12 protein-coding genes are annotated in these 16,591 nt (G+C 74.8%); 4 read left to right on the forward strand and 8 right to left on the reverse strand.

All coding sequences use genetic code 11. The annotated features are described in order from the left end of the window. The first annotated feature begins 7 nt into the window (after positions 1-7). The gene (locus ABD901_RS39615) at positions 8-1,735 is read left to right on the forward strand and encodes a HEAT repeat domain-containing protein (protein ID WP_345135409.1); all 1,728 of its coding nucleotides are present in this window, start codon (positions 8-10) and stop codon (positions 1,733-1,735) included. A 106-nt stretch (positions 1,736-1,841) separates the two neighbouring features. Here ABD901_RS39615 and ABD901_RS39620 read toward each other — a convergent pair whose 3' ends face one another. The 5 genes from ABD901_RS39620 to ABD901_RS39640 all read right to left on the reverse strand — a co-directional run bounded on the left by ABD901_RS39620 (position 1,842) and on the right by ABD901_RS39640 (position 7,527). Continuing rightward, positions 1,842-2,492 (reverse strand): DivIVA domain-containing protein, encoded by a 651-nt coding sequence (locus tag ABD901_RS39620; protein ID WP_345135410.1) that lies wholly within the window; start codon positions 2,490-2,492, stop codon positions 1,842-1,844. A 21-nt stretch (positions 2,493-2,513) separates the two neighbouring features. Further along, complete coding sequence (locus tag ABD901_RS39625) at positions 2,514-3,440, reverse strand: RNA polymerase sigma-70 factor (RefSeq protein WP_345135411.1); 927 nt, start codon at positions 3,438-3,440, stop codon at positions 2,514-2,516. A 4-nt stretch (positions 3,441-3,444) separates the two neighbouring features. After that, positions 3,445-4,374 carry an NAD-dependent epimerase/dehydratase family protein gene (locus ABD901_RS39630; protein WP_345135413.1) on the reverse strand — a complete coding sequence of 310 codons (930 nt, stop codon included), beginning with the start codon at positions 4,372-4,374 and terminating at the stop codon, positions 3,445-3,447. A 79-nt stretch (positions 4,375-4,453) separates the two neighbouring features. Next, positions 4,454-6,841 (reverse strand): FtsX-like permease family protein, encoded by a 2,388-nt coding sequence (locus tag ABD901_RS39635; RefSeq protein ID WP_345135415.1) that lies wholly within the window; start codon positions 6,839-6,841, stop codon positions 4,454-4,456. After that, positions 6,838-7,527 (reverse strand): ABC transporter ATP-binding protein, encoded by a 690-nt coding sequence (locus ABD901_RS39640; protein WP_345135417.1) that lies wholly within the window; start codon positions 7,525-7,527, stop codon positions 6,838-6,840. The genes ABD901_RS39635 and ABD901_RS39640 overlap by 4 nt, the downstream gene beginning before the upstream one ends. Before the next feature lie 153 nt (positions 7,528-7,680). Here ABD901_RS39640 and ABD901_RS39645 point away from each other — a divergent pair, with 153 nt between their 5' ends. Together ABD901_RS39645 and ABD901_RS39650 are read left to right on the forward strand one after the other, a co-directional pair. After that, positions 7,681-9,024: a sensor histidine kinase gene (locus ABD901_RS39645; protein ID WP_345135420.1), complete on the forward strand. Its 1,344-nt coding sequence runs from the start codon at positions 7,681-7,683 to the stop codon at positions 9,022-9,024. Next, positions 9,021-9,722: a response regulator gene (locus tag ABD901_RS39650; RefSeq protein WP_345135423.1), complete on the forward strand. Its 702-nt coding sequence runs from the start codon at positions 9,021-9,023 to the stop codon at positions 9,720-9,722. The genes ABD901_RS39645 and ABD901_RS39650 overlap by 4 nt, the downstream gene beginning before the upstream one ends. Here ABD901_RS39650 and ABD901_RS39655 read toward each other — a convergent pair. Next, positions 9,679-10,464 carry an arylamine N-acetyltransferase family protein gene (locus tag ABD901_RS39655; RefSeq protein WP_345135425.1) on the reverse strand — a complete coding sequence of 262 codons (786 nt, stop codon included), beginning with the start codon at positions 10,462-10,464 and terminating at the stop codon, positions 9,679-9,681. The two genes, ABD901_RS39650 and ABD901_RS39655, sit on opposite strands and share 44 nt — an antisense overlap. Positions 10,465-10,543: 79 nt before the next feature. Here ABD901_RS39655 and ABD901_RS39660 point away from each other — a divergent pair, with 79 nt between their 5' ends. After that, positions 10,544-11,347, forward strand: a complete 804-nt coding sequence (locus ABD901_RS39660) for an alpha/beta fold hydrolase (RefSeq protein ID WP_345135535.1) — start codon at positions 10,544-10,546, stop codon at positions 11,345-11,347. 35 nt (positions 11,348-11,382) lie between these two features. Here ABD901_RS39660 and ABD901_RS39665 read toward each other — a convergent pair whose 3' ends face one another. Both ABD901_RS39665 and ABD901_RS39670 read right to left on the reverse strand, forming a co-directional pair. Further along, complete coding sequence (locus ABD901_RS39665) at positions 11,383-15,672, reverse strand: HAD-IC family P-type ATPase (protein WP_345135428.1); 4,290 nt, start codon at positions 15,670-15,672, stop codon at positions 11,383-11,385. 59 nt (positions 15,673-15,731) lie between these two features. Then, complete coding sequence (locus ABD901_RS39670; protein ID WP_345135430.1) at positions 15,732-16,244, reverse strand: hypothetical protein; 513 nt, start codon at positions 16,242-16,244, stop codon at positions 15,732-15,734. Positions 16,245-16,591 lie beyond the last annotated feature (347 nt).

The raw sequence follows: 16,591 nt of genomic DNA on the forward strand, positions 1-16,591 counted from the left end.
TACCACGATGGCGCTGTATGACCGGCTCCGCGACGCCCTGCGGGACCCCGACGCCGTGGTCCGGCTCGATGCGGCGCGCCGGGCCGCCGACTCCGGCGACCACCGGCTGGTCGGCCCGCTGCTGGAGGTCGCGCTGCGCGACCGGGCCGAGGTCCGGATGCCCGGCGGCCTCGGCGAGTCCATCGAGCACGTCGGCGACGCGGCCGCGGTCGCGCTCGGCGAGATCCTCGGCCGCCGCGGCGGCATCGACCCGCGCGTGGCGTCCGAGGTCACCGACCTCGAGCACGACGACGACCGGGTGGCGACGCTGCTGTACTACCTGGGCCAGCGTTACGAGCCGCTGCGCCAGCGCCTGGAGTCGCACCCGGAGCCACGGGTCCGCCTGCGCGCGGCGCGGGCGGTCCTGTCGATCCACCGCACCGCGGCGTTCGCGACGCGCCTGCTGGCCGACCCTGCGCCGCTGCTGCGCCTGGAGGGCCTGCAGGTCCCGGCAAGCGTGCGCGACGACCGGGTCTGCCTGCACCTGATGATCGCCGACCCCGCCCCGGAGGTACGCGCGGAGGCGGCCCTGCTGCTGCGGTTCACGGCCACGGGCATCGAGCCGTTCGCCGAGGCCGCGCGCCGCGAGACCGATCCCGGTGTGCGCGCGGCCCTGGTGGCCTGCCTGGCACACCGCCGCCGCGACCCGGCCGCGGTGCGCGCGATCATCGGCCTGCTCGGCGACCGCGTGGCGGCGGTCCGCCGCGCCGCTGCCGAGGCCCTGCGCGACACGGCCGACCCGGCCACGGCACCCTTGGCCGGCGCCGCGATCGCCCTGCGCGTCCTCGCCGAGCCCGACGAGTCCGTTTTGGCCGAGCTGCTGCGGTTCCGCCCCCTGCTGCAGGAGGCGCCGGAGCTGCGCCCGCTGATCGAGCGCCTGCACCGGTACGCGAACTTCGACGGCGACCGGCACGCGCTCGGCGCGCTGCTGTCGGTGCCGCCCAGGGCCGCGCGGGCCGCTTCCTACGACGGCTCCTTCACCGACGGCCGGGGCGGCTTCGGCGACAGCCCCGGCGCGTTCGGCGACTCACGCGGCGGCCTTGGCGACAACCAAGGCGTCCGCGGCGGATTCGGCGACTCGCGCGGTGGCCTTGGCGACGACCAGGGCGCCTTCGCCGACGGCCGGATCTTGCGCGACGACCGGTTCCTGCGCGAAGTGGCGCGGCAGGCGGCCGATGCGGCGGTCGCGCCGGACCGCGAGGCGGCGGACATGACCGAGATGGCCGAGGCGGTGGCGAGCCACGACGCGGAGCGGGTGATGACGGCCGGGGAGATGGTCGCGTATCGGGTGGCGCTCGACGACCTCCAGCACCGGGCCGCCGATCCCGTGCGGGGGCCGACGACGGCGGCGCGGCGGGCGCTGCTGCTGACCCGGGCGGCGCATGCGCTGGCGGCGCGGCTGCTGGCCGCGGGGGTCGAGCCGCCGGGGGCGGCGCCGATCCTGCGGCTGCTGCTGCCGGGCGAGAATCCGGTCGAGGCGCTGCGGTCGGTGATGTCCGTCGACGAGTGCCGGCGGGCGCGGAACGTGACGTGGTTGCGGTTGTTGATGCGGCCGGCGGACGAGGAGTGGTACCTCGAGGCGTTGCGCGCCGCCAGCCCGAAGACACCGCCTTCTGAGGTCGATGACGTGAGCGACTGGCATCTCGAGTTGGCCGTTGCCGCCGCCGAAGGGCGCCGGACCGGAGGCTATCGCTGAATCGGAGAGGTGGGGCACGCTCCCCTGTTCCGCAGTTTCACCCTACCATCCGCCACCTAACCGATCACCGAGCCGGTCACGCAGCGCTATCTGTCGTGACGCAACGCTAGTCGGTGAGGCGGGCGGCCAGCTTGCGCAGGTGGGCGTCGACCTGGGCGCGGTCGTAGCCGCGCATCGCGACCAGCAGGTCGGGGTTCTCCAGGGCCTCCCGGGCCTCGGCGCGCTGCGCGGGGTCGCCCGAGAGTAGTGCGTCGCCGGCCCGGCGGAGCAGGTTGTCGACGCGGCCGGGCTCGTAGCCGCGCAGCACGACGAGGAACTCGGCGCGGTCGCCGCGGCGGGCCATGCGGTTGTCGAAGCGGTCGCCGGCGTAGCGCTGCAGGGCCTCGGCGATCTGGGCCTGGGGTTGCTTGACCTCGTCGAGCTTGAGCACGATCCGGTCGCCGGGCTGCAGGATCAGGTGCGGGCCCGACGTGGCGGGCGGGGTCGGCTCGTCCAGGATGATCCGGTCGACCTGCGACCAGGCGAGCGTGGTGCCGTCGCGCAGGGTCAGGCCGTCCGCGTTGATGACGAAGCGGAACGGGCGCAGTTCGTCGCGCATGAGCACGGTGCCGATGAGCAGGGCGAGCACGCCGCAGGCCGCGTAGACGATCCGCGTGGCCGTGTTGACGGCGCCCCATGCGCAGACCAGGGCGACCAGGCCGAACACGACGACGAGGACGGCCAGGCCCAACGAACGGCGGCGGCGCTGCAGTTCCATGCATCGGAACCCTACGCGGTGTCACATCACGCCGGAGACCCGCGCCAGGTCGGAGACGGGGCCGAGGTGGCCGAGCTTGTCGGGGTTGACCACGCTGCGGATGGTCTGGACCGCGCCATCCGCGACGGCGAGCTCGAACACGGCGATGACCCGGTCCTCGGCGTCGTACAGCACGCCGCCGGGGCGGGCGTTGACCCATGCGGGGCGCAGCACCACGCCGAGGGTGCGGCCGCGGCGGAACAGGCCGGCCAGGAGGCGCGCGACGCGGTCGCGGCCCGCGAGGGGGTGGCCGACGACCTGCGTCTTGCCGCCGCCGTCGCCGAACAGCACGACGTCGGGGGCGAGCAGGCCGAGCAGGGCGTCCAGGTCGCCGCCGGCCGCGGCGGCGAAGAAGCGGCGGGCGAGTTCCTCCCCCACGGCCCGGCTCATCGCGGGCGTGGCGGGCGCGGCGGAGATGCGCTGCCGGGCGCGGGCGAAGATCTGGCGGCAGTTGACCTCACTCTTGCCGATGAGGCGCGCGACGTCCGGGTACGCGTAGCCGAAGACCTCGCGGAGCATGAAGACGGCGCGCTCGACCGGGGAGAGGGCCTCCAGCAGTACCAGAAAGGCCATCGACAAGGCGTCGGAGAGTTCGGCGTGCTCCGCGGGGCCGGGCGGGACGACGACGGGCTCGGGCAGCCAGTCGCCGACGTAGGTCTCGCGGCGGACGCGGGCCGAGCGGAGGTGGTTGATGCCGAGGCGGGTCACGGCCGTGGTCAGGTACGCCTTCGGGTCGGTGACGCGCGTGCCGGACTGCTGGGCGCGGGTCAGCCCGAGGTAGGCGTCCTGGACGATGTCCTCCGCGTCGCCGACCGAGCCGGTCATGCCGTAAGCGATGGAGAACAGCAGCGGGCGGAAGCGCTCAGCCCCCGCGGAGCCAGCCGTGGAGTCAGGCGCGGAATCAGGCATGGAGTCAGGCGTTGACCCAGGCACGGAAGCCCTCCCGCCAGCTCGGGTAGCGCGGCACCCAGCCGAGCTTCTTGCGCGCCTTCTCGTTCGAGGCGCCGCGCGCCGTGGTCATCTGGGCGACGACGAACGGGCCGGCCAGGGGGCGGGCGAGCCACGCGGGCAGGTGCAGCGGCGGCTTCGCGCCGGCGACCTCGGCGAGGTACGGCAGCCACTGCGCGACCGGCGCCGGGTCGTCGTCGACGACGTTGTAGACGCCGGGCTCGCCGCGTTCGACGGCGGCGAGTGTCGCGGCGGCGGCGTCGGAGACCTCGATGAACGACCAGACGCCGGTGCCAGCACCGATGATCGGCACCTGGCGTTTGCGGATGCCGTCGAGCATCGGCTCGGAGGCGCCGGGGCCGTAGAAGGTGCCGTAGCGCAGGACGATGCCCTCGGGGGCGCGCTGCGGGACGATCCGGTCGACGTACTTGATCGCGGCCAGCGTCTGGGCCGCGGCCGGGATGGGGTGCTCGACGATCGGGTCGGTCTCGGTCTTGACCGGGCCGCCGGTCTGCTCGTACACGAAGTTGTGGCCCTGCGCGACGACCCGTGGCGTGTTTGCGAGCCTGGCGGCCTCGAGGAGGTTGTCGGTGCCGCGGGTGCGCAGCGCGTTGGTGGCGGCGAACTCCTGGTCGACGCGGCGCAGGCTGCGCATCGCGGCGAGGGCGGTCATCTGGTGCACGATGACCTCGGGCGCGGCGTGGCACACCGCCTCGATCAGCGCCTCGCGGTCCAGCCCGTCGACGACGAAGACGGCGTCGGCGCCCGCGGCGCGCAGGCCGGCGACCTTGGCCGGGGACCGTGTGGTGGCGGTGACCTCGTGGCCGGCTGCGACCAGGCCGGGCACCAGGTGCCGGCCGAGCGCCCCGGTGGCCCCGGTGACGAAGACTCGCATGAGAAAGCCCTTCCACGTAGTGCCTTGCCTACCCCCTTGAAGACAAGGCACCACGTGGAAACGTGACATCCGAGGGCCGTTACTCCGTGCGCAGGGCCCGGGCGGTGCTGGTGCGGGCCGCCCAGCCGGCCGGCAGCAGGGCGCCGGCCAGGGCGATCACCAGGCCGCCGAGGAACAGCCCGGCGAGCAGCAGCGGCCCGTACACGTCCAGGATGTGCGGCGGGAACCGGGTGCCGGCCGCGTGCCCCATCCGCGGCAGGATCCAGTCGTGCACGGCGATCCCCGCCGGCACGCCGACGAGGCCGGCGAGCAGGCCGATGCCGGCGACCGACGTGAGCACCATCGCGACCGTCTGCCGCGGCGCCATGCCGAGGGCCTTGAACACGCCGAGCTCGTGGACGCGCTCGCGGGTGTCCAGCACGACGGTGTTGAGCACGCCGAGGCCGGCGACGGCGACGAGCAGCAGGGTGAGCGTGCCGGCGAGGGTGTCCATCGCCACGACGGTCTGGCTGATCTCGCCGACGTTGAGCTCGGCGTGGCCGCCCTTGTCCTCGACCTGCTGGTTGATCGCGGCCAGGTAGCTCTTCATGTCGGTGCCGTCGGCGACGTCGACGTGGAACGTCTCGCCGCCGAAGTTCTGCTTGAGGTCGAGGCCGGACACCGAGCGGACGTCGGTGATGATCCGGTGGCCGTCGGAGCTCAGGTCGAGGACCTCGCCGACGATGCGGACGGTGGCGGTGTGCCCGGCGTTGCTCAGGGTGAGCGTGTCGCCGATCTTCACGCCGGCGGAGTCGAGGAAGGCGCTGGGGACGACCGCTTCGCCGGGGCCGTCGAACCAGCGGCCCGCGACCATCTCGTACGTCCCCCAGGTGGCGTCGCCGTCGAACATGACGACCTGGGTGGCGCCGGTGATCCCGGCGACGGTGAGCTCGCCGATGTTGCTGCCGAAGTACCGCACCGTGCCCGGCTGGGCCTTGATCGCCGCCTGGACCGCCGCCGGGTCCGGGTCCGGCATCGTGGGCGCGCCGGGCCGGGTCATGCGCGCCTCCTGCGGTCCCGCCATGTACACCATCACGTCGCCGGAGTCGCGCCGGTTGAGCGCGGTCTGCACCCCGCCGACGGACAGGGCCAGGCCGACGCCGAAGGTGACGCCGAGGGCGCCGAGGGCGACCGCGGCGGCGATCGTCGCCGAGCGGCCGGGCCGGGTGAACGGGTTGGCGAGGCCGAGGCTCATCGGGCGGGGCAGCGGCAGCCGGCCGAGCAGGTGCCGGGCGGCGCGGCCGCGGCCGAGCGACGGGGTGCGCCCGACGGCGAGGGCGTCGACGGTGCGCAGCCGGCCGGCCCGCAGCGCCGGGACGAACGCGGTGGCGACGACGGCGGCGAGCGCGGCGACGGGTACCACGACGGAGACCCACCAGTCGAGGGTGGCGGCGCCGGTGCCGAACGCGTCGCCCTCCTCCGACAGGATCGGGATCGCGGCGAGGTTGCCCAGCGGGATGCCGAGCAGCGCGCCGATGGTGGCGGGGATCAGGGCCTGGCCGACGTAGGCGCGGGCGACCTGCGCCGGGGTGTAGCCGAGGGCCTTGAGGATGCCGATGCGCCGGGTGGCGGAGCTGACGGCGCCGCTGACGACGATGCCGATGATGAGCACCGACATGGCCAGGCCCAGGACGCCGAAGGCGATGACGAAGGGCGCGAACGTGGCCGCCACCTTCTCCGCGTCGGTCTTGACCTGCAGGTAGGAGGCGCTGCCCTGCAGCGCGTCCTGCGGTACCGCGGCGGAGATGACGTCCCGGTCGGCGGTCATGTCGGCGTCGGTGGCGGCCTTGGAGAAGCGGTAGAGCATCTGGAACCCGGCCGGGTTCGATCCGGTGAGCGAGGTGACGGTGGCGGGCAGCGCCCACGCCTGCGCGGTCCTGCCGACCGAGCGGGCCAGGCCGACGACCTTGACCTTCGGCGAGCCGGGCGCGGCCGGGAACATGACCTCGTCGCCGACTGCGAACGTGCCCCCTCCCCCGTCTCGGGCGGAGAAGACGATCTCGCCGGGCCCGGTGGGCCACTTGCCGTCGGTGAGCTCGAGGACGTCGAGGTCGGTGCCGGGGTCGGGCCGCCCGACGATCGTCATCGACGGAAGGTCGATGCCGGGCGGCGGGCCGAACTGCCGCTCGGTGACGGTGCGCGGCTGCAGGTCCACGGTCGGGAACGGCCCGGCGGCGGCGGTCACCCCCGCGGCGTGCGCGGTGGCGGACAGCTGCTCGGCGGTGGCCTTGGCGGCGTCGAACTGGGCGGTGAGGTGCGCGCCGTGCTGGCGGGCGAAGGCCCGCGCGAACGGTTCGGAGGCGGCGACGAGCAGCCCGACCGCGAGGACGGAGGCGGTGACGGCCAGCAGCGTCGTGAGGGTCATGACGACCGTCTGGACCCGGCGGCGCCCGCCGGCGCGGACGACCCGGCCGAGGCCCGCGCTCACGCCGGCACCCCGGTGGCGGCGAGGTGGCCGTCGACGAGGGAGATGGTGCGGGTCGCGCACGCCTCGGCCAGGGCCAGGTCGTGCGTGACGAGCAGCAGCGTCTGGCCGTCGCGGTTGAGCTCGGTGAGCAGCTGGCGGACCTCCTGGCCGGACGCGGTGTCCAGGGCGCCGGTCGGCTCGTCGGCGAGCAGCAGCGGCGGGCGGTTCATGAGCGCCCGGGCGACGGCGACCCGCTGCCGCTCGCCGCCGGACAGCCGGCCGGGGAACGCCTTGGCGTGGCGGGCGACGCCCAGGTACGTCAGCAGCTCGTCGGCGCGTTGCAGGGCTTTCTGCCGCGGTACCCCGGACAGCTGGGCCGGCAGCAGCACGTTGTCGAGCACCGTCAGGTCGTCGAGCAGGTTGAAGAACTGAAAGACCATGCCGATGCGGCGGCGCCGGTACTGCGCGGACGCGGCCTCGCCGAGCCGGTCGACGCGGACCCCGTCGACGGTCACGGTGCCGCTGGTCGGCTTGTCCAGGCCGGCGATGAGGTTGAGCAGCGTGGACTTGCCGCTGCCGGACGGGCCGAGAACGGCGAGCGCCTCGCCGGTGCGCACCCGCAGGGTGAGCCCGGACAGTGCCGCCGTCCCGCCGTCGTACTGCTTGGTCACGTCGTCGAACTCGATGAGTACGCCTGCTTCGGTCATGGTTGCGGACGCTATTGGCGCGGACGGGCCGGGCACGTCGGCCGCGGTGGCGGTTTCGCCTCGCCCGTGATGCGGATGCCCGCCGGCGTCATCATTGCGATGTACACACCGGTCGGGACGCGCCGCCGCCGGGGTGTCGGCCAGACTGTGCGGGTGAGGTGGCGGGAACGGATCAGGCGGGGCTGGCAGACGGCGGTGGCGTGGCTGCGGGTCTCCACGCCCGGCCAGCCGCCCCGGCTGAGCGGCTGGGCGATCGCCGCGGACGTCATCCTGGCCTTCGTGCTGTGCGTGGGCGCGGTCAACGGGGCCACCGAGCCGAACCAGCGCGACGCCGACGTGCCGCGCTTCGTGTTCGAACCGCGCCAGGCCGCTCCCATCGACCCGCGGGAGACGCCCGACCTGCGCAACCGGCTGGAGCCGAAGGCGCCGCTCGCGCCGGAGCAACCGTTCCCGGACGGGGTCTGGGTGCCGGCAGAAGACGGCAACCAGGCCGGCTGGCTGCTCGTCGTCGCCGCGCTGACCGCGCTGCCCCTCGCCACCCGCCGCCGGTACCCCCTCGCCTCGTTCCTCGTCATCGCGGTGTGTGCGTTCCGGGTGTACCGCATGGACGCTGACCCGACGTGGACGGTCGTCGCGTCCGTCATCGCCGCCTACAGCGCCCCGATGTACAGCCGGTATCGCAACCTGGCGGTGACCAGCGTCGTGCTCGCCGCCGCGCTGGTGGTCGGCGACAACCGCGACATCCTGCCGAGCCTGCCGTCGGGGCTGGCGACGTTCCTGCTGCTGTCGTCGGTTGGGCTGGCCGCGAATGCGATCCACAGCTGGCGGCAGCGGGCCAAGACGCTCGAACACGAGCATGAGACGGCCACGCAGCTGGCCGTCGACCGGGAGCGGGCGCGGCTGGCCCGCGAGCTGCACGACGTCGTCACGCACAACGTGAGCGTCATGGTGGTGCAGGCCGGCGCGGCGCGCAAGGTGATGGACACCGCGCCGGACCTGGCGAAGGAGGCGCTGCTGGCCGTCGAGGCCGGCGGGCGGGCGGCGATGACGGAGCTGCGCCAGGTGATCGGGCTGCTGACCGTCGACAACGACGGCAACGACCTCGCCCCGCAGCCGAGCCTGCCGGAGATCGCCGACCTGGCCGCCCGCGTGCGGGAGACCGGCGTGCCGGTCGAGGTGTCGCTGCAGACGCCCGACGTGCCGCCCGGCCTGGGGCTGACCGCCTACCGGGTGGTGCAGGAGGCGCTGACCAACGCGGTCAAGCACGCCGCGGGCGCGAGCGTCCACGTGACGGTGTCGGCTTCGGATACGGTACTGCGGGTCGAGGTCCTCGACGACGGCGGCGCACCGGCGGCCGGCGCGCACGGCAGCGGCCGCGGACTGATCGGGCTGCGCGAGCGGCTGGCCGTCTACGGCGGGACGCTCACCGCGGGCCCGCGACCGACCGGCGGCTACCGCGTGCTGGCCGAGATCCCGCTCACCGGGGAGGGCGCTTGAACGACACCGGGTCGCTACGGGTTGTGATCGCCGATGACCAGGCGCTGGTGCGCACCGGCTTCCGGATGATCCTCACCGCCGACGGGATCGACGTCGTCGCGGAGGCCGCCAACGGCGTCGAGGCCGTCGAGGCGGTCCGGCGCACGGTGCCGGACGTGGTGCTCATGGACGTGCGGATGCCGGAGATGGACGGCCTCGAGGCGACCCGCCGCATCCTGTCCGGCGACGCGGCCGGCGCGCCCCGGGTCGTCATCCTCACCACCTTCGACCTGGACCGGTACGTGTACGCGGCGCTGTCGGCGGGTGCCAGCGGCTTCCTGCTCAAGGACGTGAGCCCCGAGCAGCTGGTGGCGGCGGTGCGGCTGGTGCGGGCCGGCGACGCGCTGCTGGCGCCGGCGATCACCCGGCGGCTCATCGAGCGCTACGCGGCCCGCGACGCGCGCACCGCCACCCTGCACCGCGACCTGTCGACGCTGACGCCGCGCGAGGTGGAGGTGCTGGCGCTGCTGGCCCGCGGCCTGTCCAACGCCGAGCTGGCCGGGAGCCTGCACCTGAGCGACGCGACGGTGAAGACGCACGTGGCGCGGATCCTGTCGAAGCTGCGGCTGCGCGACCGGGCGCAGGCGATCGTCGTCGCCTACGAGACGGGCCTGGTCACGCCGGGGTCGCCGGGTGTGCCACCACCGGCAGGCGGCTGAGCTCGATGCCGAACTCGGCGCGGTACGCCTCGAGGGCCCCGGCGTCGGTGAGGGTCCGCTCGTCGCGGCCGGCGGCGGTGGTGCGGATGAGCCGGTTGCCGGACAGCGTGACCCGGCCGTCGTCGTCGGTGAGGCGCGAGCACGTCAGCGAGCGGGTGAAGTGCGACTGCGGCGAGGTCTGCTGGTACCAGCAGGTCGGGGCGAAGTCGGGCAGCTCGTAGGGGCGGGCGTCGAGGCGGTACTCGTGCTCGCCGCCGGTGCGGGTGATGTCGAGGTCGGGCGCGCCGGCCGGGTTGTCGTGCGGCGTGACGAGGAAGACGCCGCCCGGGTCGGGCTGCGGCTCGGTGGTGTCGAGGCGGATCGGGTGGTGGATGAACCGGCCGAAGCCGACGTCGACGAGCCACGGCACGCCGTCGAGGTGGACCTGCAGGGCCAGGTGGTCGAACGGGATGCCGTAGCCGTCGCCGCCCCAGGTGCGGGCCGCGTGCATGGTCACGGTGTACCCGAGGTGGCGCAGCAGCAGCGCGAACGCCCCGTTGAGCTCGTAGCAGAAGCCGCCGCGGCGCCGCCGCACGATCTTGTCGAGCAGCCCCTCGTCGTCGAGCCGGACGGTCTCGCCGAGGTGGATGCCGAGGTTCTCGAACGGCACGGTGCCCAGGTGGGCGCGATGCAGGACACGCAGGGCGCCGAGGTCGGGCCGCTGCGGGCGGTCGGCGCCGATCCGGGCGAGGTAGTCGTCCACGCCCGAACCCTAGCCTGCATCATGCGGTACCGATGCCACGGCTCTTTGCGATGATCAACGTGTGCAACCCTTCGATGAGCTGCGCCGCGTCGAGGTGCGCCGCGGCGGCGTGACCCTGTCCTGCCTGGCCGGCGGCGCCGCCGGCGCTCCGCCCGTGGTGCTGCTGCACGGCCTGGCCGGCGCCGCTGAGGAGCTGCGCCCGACCGCCGAGGCCCTCGCGCCGCGGCACCGCGTCGTCGTGCCCGACCAGCGCGGCCACGGCCGCAGCACCCGCCGCCCGGCCGACGTCTCCCGCCGCGCGTACGCCGCCGATGCGGCCGCCGTCGTCGAGCACCTGTGCGGCGGCCGCCCGGCGGCGCTGGTCGGCCAGTCGATGGGCGGGCACACGGCGATGCTGGTGGCGGCGTGGTACCCCCGCCTCGTGAGCCGCCTCGTCATGCTCGAGGCCGGCGTCGGCGGGACCGCACCCGGCGACGAGGACTACCCGGCCCGGCTCGGCCGCTGGTTCGCCTCCTGGCCGGTGCCGTTCGCCGACCGGGAGTCGGCGGCGGCGCACCTCGGCGGGACCCCGACCGCCCGCGCGCTCGCCGCCGACCTGGACGAGACCCCCGACGGCCTGCGCCCCCGCTTCGACGCCGACGTGATGGAGGCGGCGATCGCCCCGGTCGCCGCCGAGGCCCGCTGGGCCGAATGGTCCTCGATCGCCGCGCCGACGCTGCTGGTGCGCGGCGAGCGCGGCACGGTGCCCGCCGACGAGGACGCCCGCATGCGCGCAGAGCGACCAGAGGTTCACCACACCGTCATCGCCGGTGCGGGCCACGACGCCCATCTCGACGCCCCCGCCGCCTGGCAGGCACTGCTCGCCTCGTATCTGTCATCGTGAAGGCGTGCCGACGCATCGACGGCGCACGGTGACGTTCAGGCCGGTTCGCCAGGTTCGCCAGGTTCGGACGGTTCGGCCCGAAGACCCGGCAGCGGTACCGGTATCCGCAGCGCCCCGAGGGTCGTGCCGGCCGCCGTCGCGGCCAGGACGATTCCCCAGGCCACCGGCCCGATCGGCCGGCAGCCGAAGAACTGGCTCAGGCCCGGGGTCTGTACGACACCGACCAGCGCCGCGGCGGAGGCGCCGGCGGCGCCGAGGACCACCGGGTCCCCGCCGGACAGCAGCGCGGTCTGGCCCAGCTGCGCGCCGACCAGGGACGCCAGCGCCACAGTGCTGGCGCGCCCGGCGGTACCGGTCGCCTTCGCGGTCAGCCACGCGCCCGCCGTGGCTGCCGAGGTCGCCACCGCGCGGCGGACCACGTTGCCGGTCAGCGCCGTGCCCAGCGACGCCTCCGGCCCCTCGCGGACCAGCTGGTCGGGGCTGACGTGCGTCGGCGGCCGGGCGGCGACCGTGATCGCGGGCAGCAGGTCCGTCATGAGATTGACGAACAGGATCTGCCGCGCGTTGAGCGGTGGCGTCGCCGAGACGAGGGATCCGCCGACGGTGAAGAGGATCTCGCCGAGGTTCCCGCCGAGCAGCAGCGCCAGCGACTCACGGACCGACGCCCACATGGCGCGCCCCTCGACCACCCCGTCGACGATCGTCTCGATCCGTCCGTCCAGCACGATCAGGTCCGCCGCATGGCGGGCCGCGGCCGTGGCCTGCTCGCCGAGCGCGATGCCGACGTCGGCGAGCCGGATGGCCGGCGCGTCGTTGGCGCCGTCGCCGGTGACCGCGACGCTGCGCCCGGCCCGGTGCAGCGCGCGGACCACCGCGACCTTGTGCGCGGGGCTCACCCGCGCGAAGACTGATGCCTTGGACACCAGCGCGTCGACGATCGCGTCGTCGGCCTCGGCGCTGTCCAGCTCCGGCCCGGTCACCACGGCGCCGCCGTCGAGCAGGTCGAGCTCGGCGGCGATCGCCGCCGCGGTGCTGGGATGGTCGCCGGTGAGCATGACCACCTTGATGCCGGCGCGGCGCAGCCGGTCGACCGCCTCGGCGGCGCTCGGGCGGGTCGGGTCGGCCAGCCCCAGCAGGCCGAGGAACTGCATCTCGTCGACGCGCTCGTCGTCGAGGCGGCGCCGGGCCGACGCCGCCCGCTCCGCGATCGCGAGCACCCGCAGCCCCTGCCGGGCCATCCGGTCGACCTCCGCCTCGATCTCTCGCCGGTCGGCCTGCGTCAGCGGCCGCGACTCGCCGTTCACGCGCCAGCTCACGCAGCGCGGCAGCGTGATCTCCGGCGCGCCCTTGACGCTGATCACCTGGCCGGCGTTCGCCGCACCGAGGACGGCGTGGAACCCGCGTGCCGGCTCGAACGGCAGCTCGCGGACGGCACGCCACCCGTCGGCGGCCTCGCCGGTGGTGACGCCGGCCGCCGCGGCACCGACCACGACCGCCTGGTCGGTCGGATGGGGCAGGGCCTCCTGCCCGTTGGGGGCCGGGCTCGCACGGAGCGCGGCGGCGAGGATGTCCCGGTGCCGCGGGGTGAGCCCGTCCATCGGCACGCGCGCACGGCCGTCGGAGACGGCGCGTAGCGCGATGCGTCCCTCGGTCAGGGTGCCGGTCTTGTCGAAACAGATCACGTCGACCCGGCCGAGCGCCTCCATCGCGCGGGGATCGCGGACGAGGATGTTGCGCCGGGACAGCCGGCGGCTGGCGCTGAGCTCGGCCGCGGTTGCGATGAAGGGCAGCCCCTCGGGAATCGCGGCGACCCCGAGCGCAACCGAGCTGTTGATCGACTCGGCCAGCCGGCCCCGGAGCAGGCCGGTGCCGAACAGCGCGGCCGTGGCGGCCCCCGCCACCGGCAGCGATGCCTTGGTCAGCTCGCGCAGCCGCTGCTGGACTCCGCTCTTCGGCGGTTCCTGCAGCGCCATGAGGGCATTGCGGCCGGCCTCCGTGTCCGGACCGGTCGCCACCACGATGCACGTGGCCGATCCCGCGGCGACGGTGGTGCCGGCGTACACCATGCTGGCGCGCTCGGCGATCGCGGCCGCGCGGGTGGCGGCGGCGCCCTTGGCGACCGGCACGGACTCGCCGGTCAGCGGGGACTCGTCCATCTCCAGGCCGGCGGTCTCGAGCAGCCGGCAGTCCGCCGGCACCGCGTCGCCCGGGTCCAGGAGGATGACGTCGCCCGGCACCAGCTCGTCGAGGCTGGCGACCCGGTCGACGCCGTCGCGGCGCAGCCGGACCCGCGGCGTTGCCTCGCTCACCAGCCGGCGCAGCGCGCGCCGGGCCGCCACGTCCTGGACGCCGGACAGCACCGCGTTGGCCAGGATGACGGCGACGACCAGCGCCGCGTCGCTCGTCGACCCGGTCACGGCGGAGAGGATGGCACCGGCGGCCAGCGGCAGGGTCAGCGGAGTGTCGAGCTCACCGAGGATGGTGCCGAGCAACCCCCGCCCGGCGGCCGCGGGCGCCTCCGCCGTGACCAGGGCCCGCCGGCGCCGGTCCGCGTCCGCCTCCTCGATCCCGTGCTGCGACGTGTCCAGGGCCCGCATGACCGCCTCGACGGGCAGCGCGTGCCAGGCTACGTCGACGGCCGGCGCTGGCGGGGTCCGGCGGGACAGGCCGCGCGCCGACCACATCGCGCTGACGATGCCGGCCGCCTGCGCGACGGCCGTGGCGGTCGCCGCACGGCGGGCGCCGCGCCGCTCGGTCTCCGCCACCCCCAGCAGCGCGCCGACCGCCGAACCCTGCATCGCCACATGGGTGCTGCGCCGGCTCACGGCCCGCGCCACCGTCACCGCTTCGAGCAGCAGCCAGGCCGTCTCCAGGCCGGGTCCGCCCATCAGGTGGGCGCCCCACGGTGGCCGCCGGTCCTCACGCAGCACGCCGAAGCTGCAGTCCGCCGCGGCGAGCGCGGCGTCGTTGCGCTCCCCGATGAGCAGCACGACGTGCCCGTCGGCCTGCAGCGCCCGGATCGACGCGGCGAGGCGCGAGCCCCCGGCGACGGTGCCGTCCGCCGGCACCCTGGCGCGGATCCCGGCCGGGGCGCCGGCCAGCAGGACGGAACCGGCCTGGCGGCCGGCCGCGATCAGCGCCGCGGTCAGCGGATCCAGCGCCGGCTCCACGAGCACCACGGCCGCGGCGCCGCCGTCCCGGGTCAGCGCGTACAGCTTCGCCCGCACACCGTCGTGGGCGCGCGCGTCGGCCAGGACGGCGTCGGGGATCTGGGTGTCCAGGCTGCGCAGGTCGGTGAGCGCCCAGCCGTCGGCGCCGGCCGGCAGCGTGCCGCCGGGGCCGCCGACGAGCCGCGTCGCGGCCTCCCAGGCGGCCTCGACCGTCCCGTGCACGGGCACGACGTGGGTGATGACCTGCCGGCCGCCGGTCAGCACGGCGGCGTCGATGACCACCGTGTCGACCCGGTCCAGCCGGCGCAGCGCGGCACGGTCGCGGACGAGCACGTTGCGGCGCGCGAGCAGCCGGCCGAGCCCGCCCGCGAACGCCTCACGCCCCGCGAGCGCGGGGACCGGCGAACCGGCCGCCAGCACCCGGGCCGCGCGGCGCACGCCCGCCGGCATCGCCGTGACCGCGGCGGCGACGAGCATCGTCACCATGCTGATCCGCTGCGCGTACCGCTCGACCGGGCCGTCCGGCAGCGCGCCCGGCCGGTCGTCGTCCTGGCTTTCGGCACGGCCTGCGGCGGCGTTGCCCGCCAGGTCGGCCGCCCTGCGCCGCCAGGTCTTGCGCTGTTCCGACTCCTCCTGCAGCAGCACCACGCGCAGGGCGGCGTCCGCGATCGAGGACAGCTCGGCCTGGCTCGCGGCGTTGATGGTCGCCGCAACCGCGGATACCAGCAGATCGGCGTTGTGATGGCCGAGCGCCTGGCGCAGGCGGGTGCGCACACCCGGCAGGTGGTCGACCATCGCGACGATGGCGGCCAGCTCGAGCGGCGCCTTGGGCAGCCGCAGGCGCCGCGCCGCGAACGATCCGGCGGCGGCCACAACGTCGGCGGTCAGCGTGATCTGATGACGGGTCTTCGCGTCCACGGTTCCCCGCCCGCCGGCCACGTCGGCGGGGAGGTGTTCGGACTCGGCCTCCGCGACCGTCTCGATGAGGCTGTCCAGGTCGAGCCCATCCTCGTCGAAGCTGACGAGCAGCCGGCCCAGCATCGCGTTCCACGCCGCCCAGTCCACGCCGTGCAGCTTCTCGACAGCGTGCTCGAGCAGCCTGCCCTGCTCGGCGGTGATCAGATGCCGGGCGCCACGGACCTCGATGTGTGCCAAGCCGTCCCGCGCCCACGCTTTGCGCCGGCCGCGGGACGGTCGGCTCCCGGTTCGTGTCACTACCCGGCGGTGGCTGCGGTGCGACGCGAGTGCGTCGCCACCCACACCCCGGCCGCTGCCGCCACGGCAACCGGCCATTCCAGTACGCCGAGCGCGGCTAGCGCGCCGACGCCTCCGTAGTACAGCAACTGCTTGGGCTGCGGCATCGGAATGGCGGACGTGACGGTGCGGCCCGTCCACCTGACGTTCGCGATTCTGGACTGTACGTTCTGCGGTACGTGGAACACCGGCACCTTGAGGTTCGGCATTCGCACGTCCTGCCACGTCACGAGCTCGGTCTCGGGCGCGGCCTCGGCGTGGGCCGGTAGCGCCTTCGCCCGTCCGGCCGTCCGCCCCGCCCGCTGATCCGGCTTCGACGCCGAGCGGGCCGACGCGGTCGTCGTCGGCTCCGTGCGGCCCGGCCCGGCCGCCTTTTGCGCCATGCCGCGGCGCCGCGTTGCGGTCTGCGCCGCCGAGCTGGCGGCTAGCGCCTGCGGTCGGGTGCGCTTTCCTGTCTGCGTGGTTGTGGTCATGGGTCAGTACCTCCCGAAGGGAGGCGCCTACCCTGGCCGGGCGCGATCAACCACGGATCGTGAGCAGGGGCCGGATGACCCGTTTCGGGCGCCGGCCCCGCCGGTTCAGGCGGTGCGGACGGCCTTGTCGCTGAAGAGGCGACGGACCCCGGCGACGATGAGCGAGATCAGCAGGGCGCTGACCACCTCGACCGCGATGGCGGAGAGCAGAGCGGACATTGTTGGGGCTCCTTCTCATTCGGTGCTCGCCGGAATCTAGGAGCGTCAGGTTAATGCCGGACAAACTGGCGGGCAATACAGCGGTCCGAGCCCGGCACAATCGCTGATCAGCCGTGTTGCCGATATGC

Origin of the sequence: Dactylosporangium darangshiense (genome assembly GCF_039537565.1) — a bacterium.
GTDB lineage: Bacteria > Actinomycetota > Actinomycetes > Mycobacteriales > Micromonosporaceae > Dactylosporangium > Dactylosporangium darangshiense.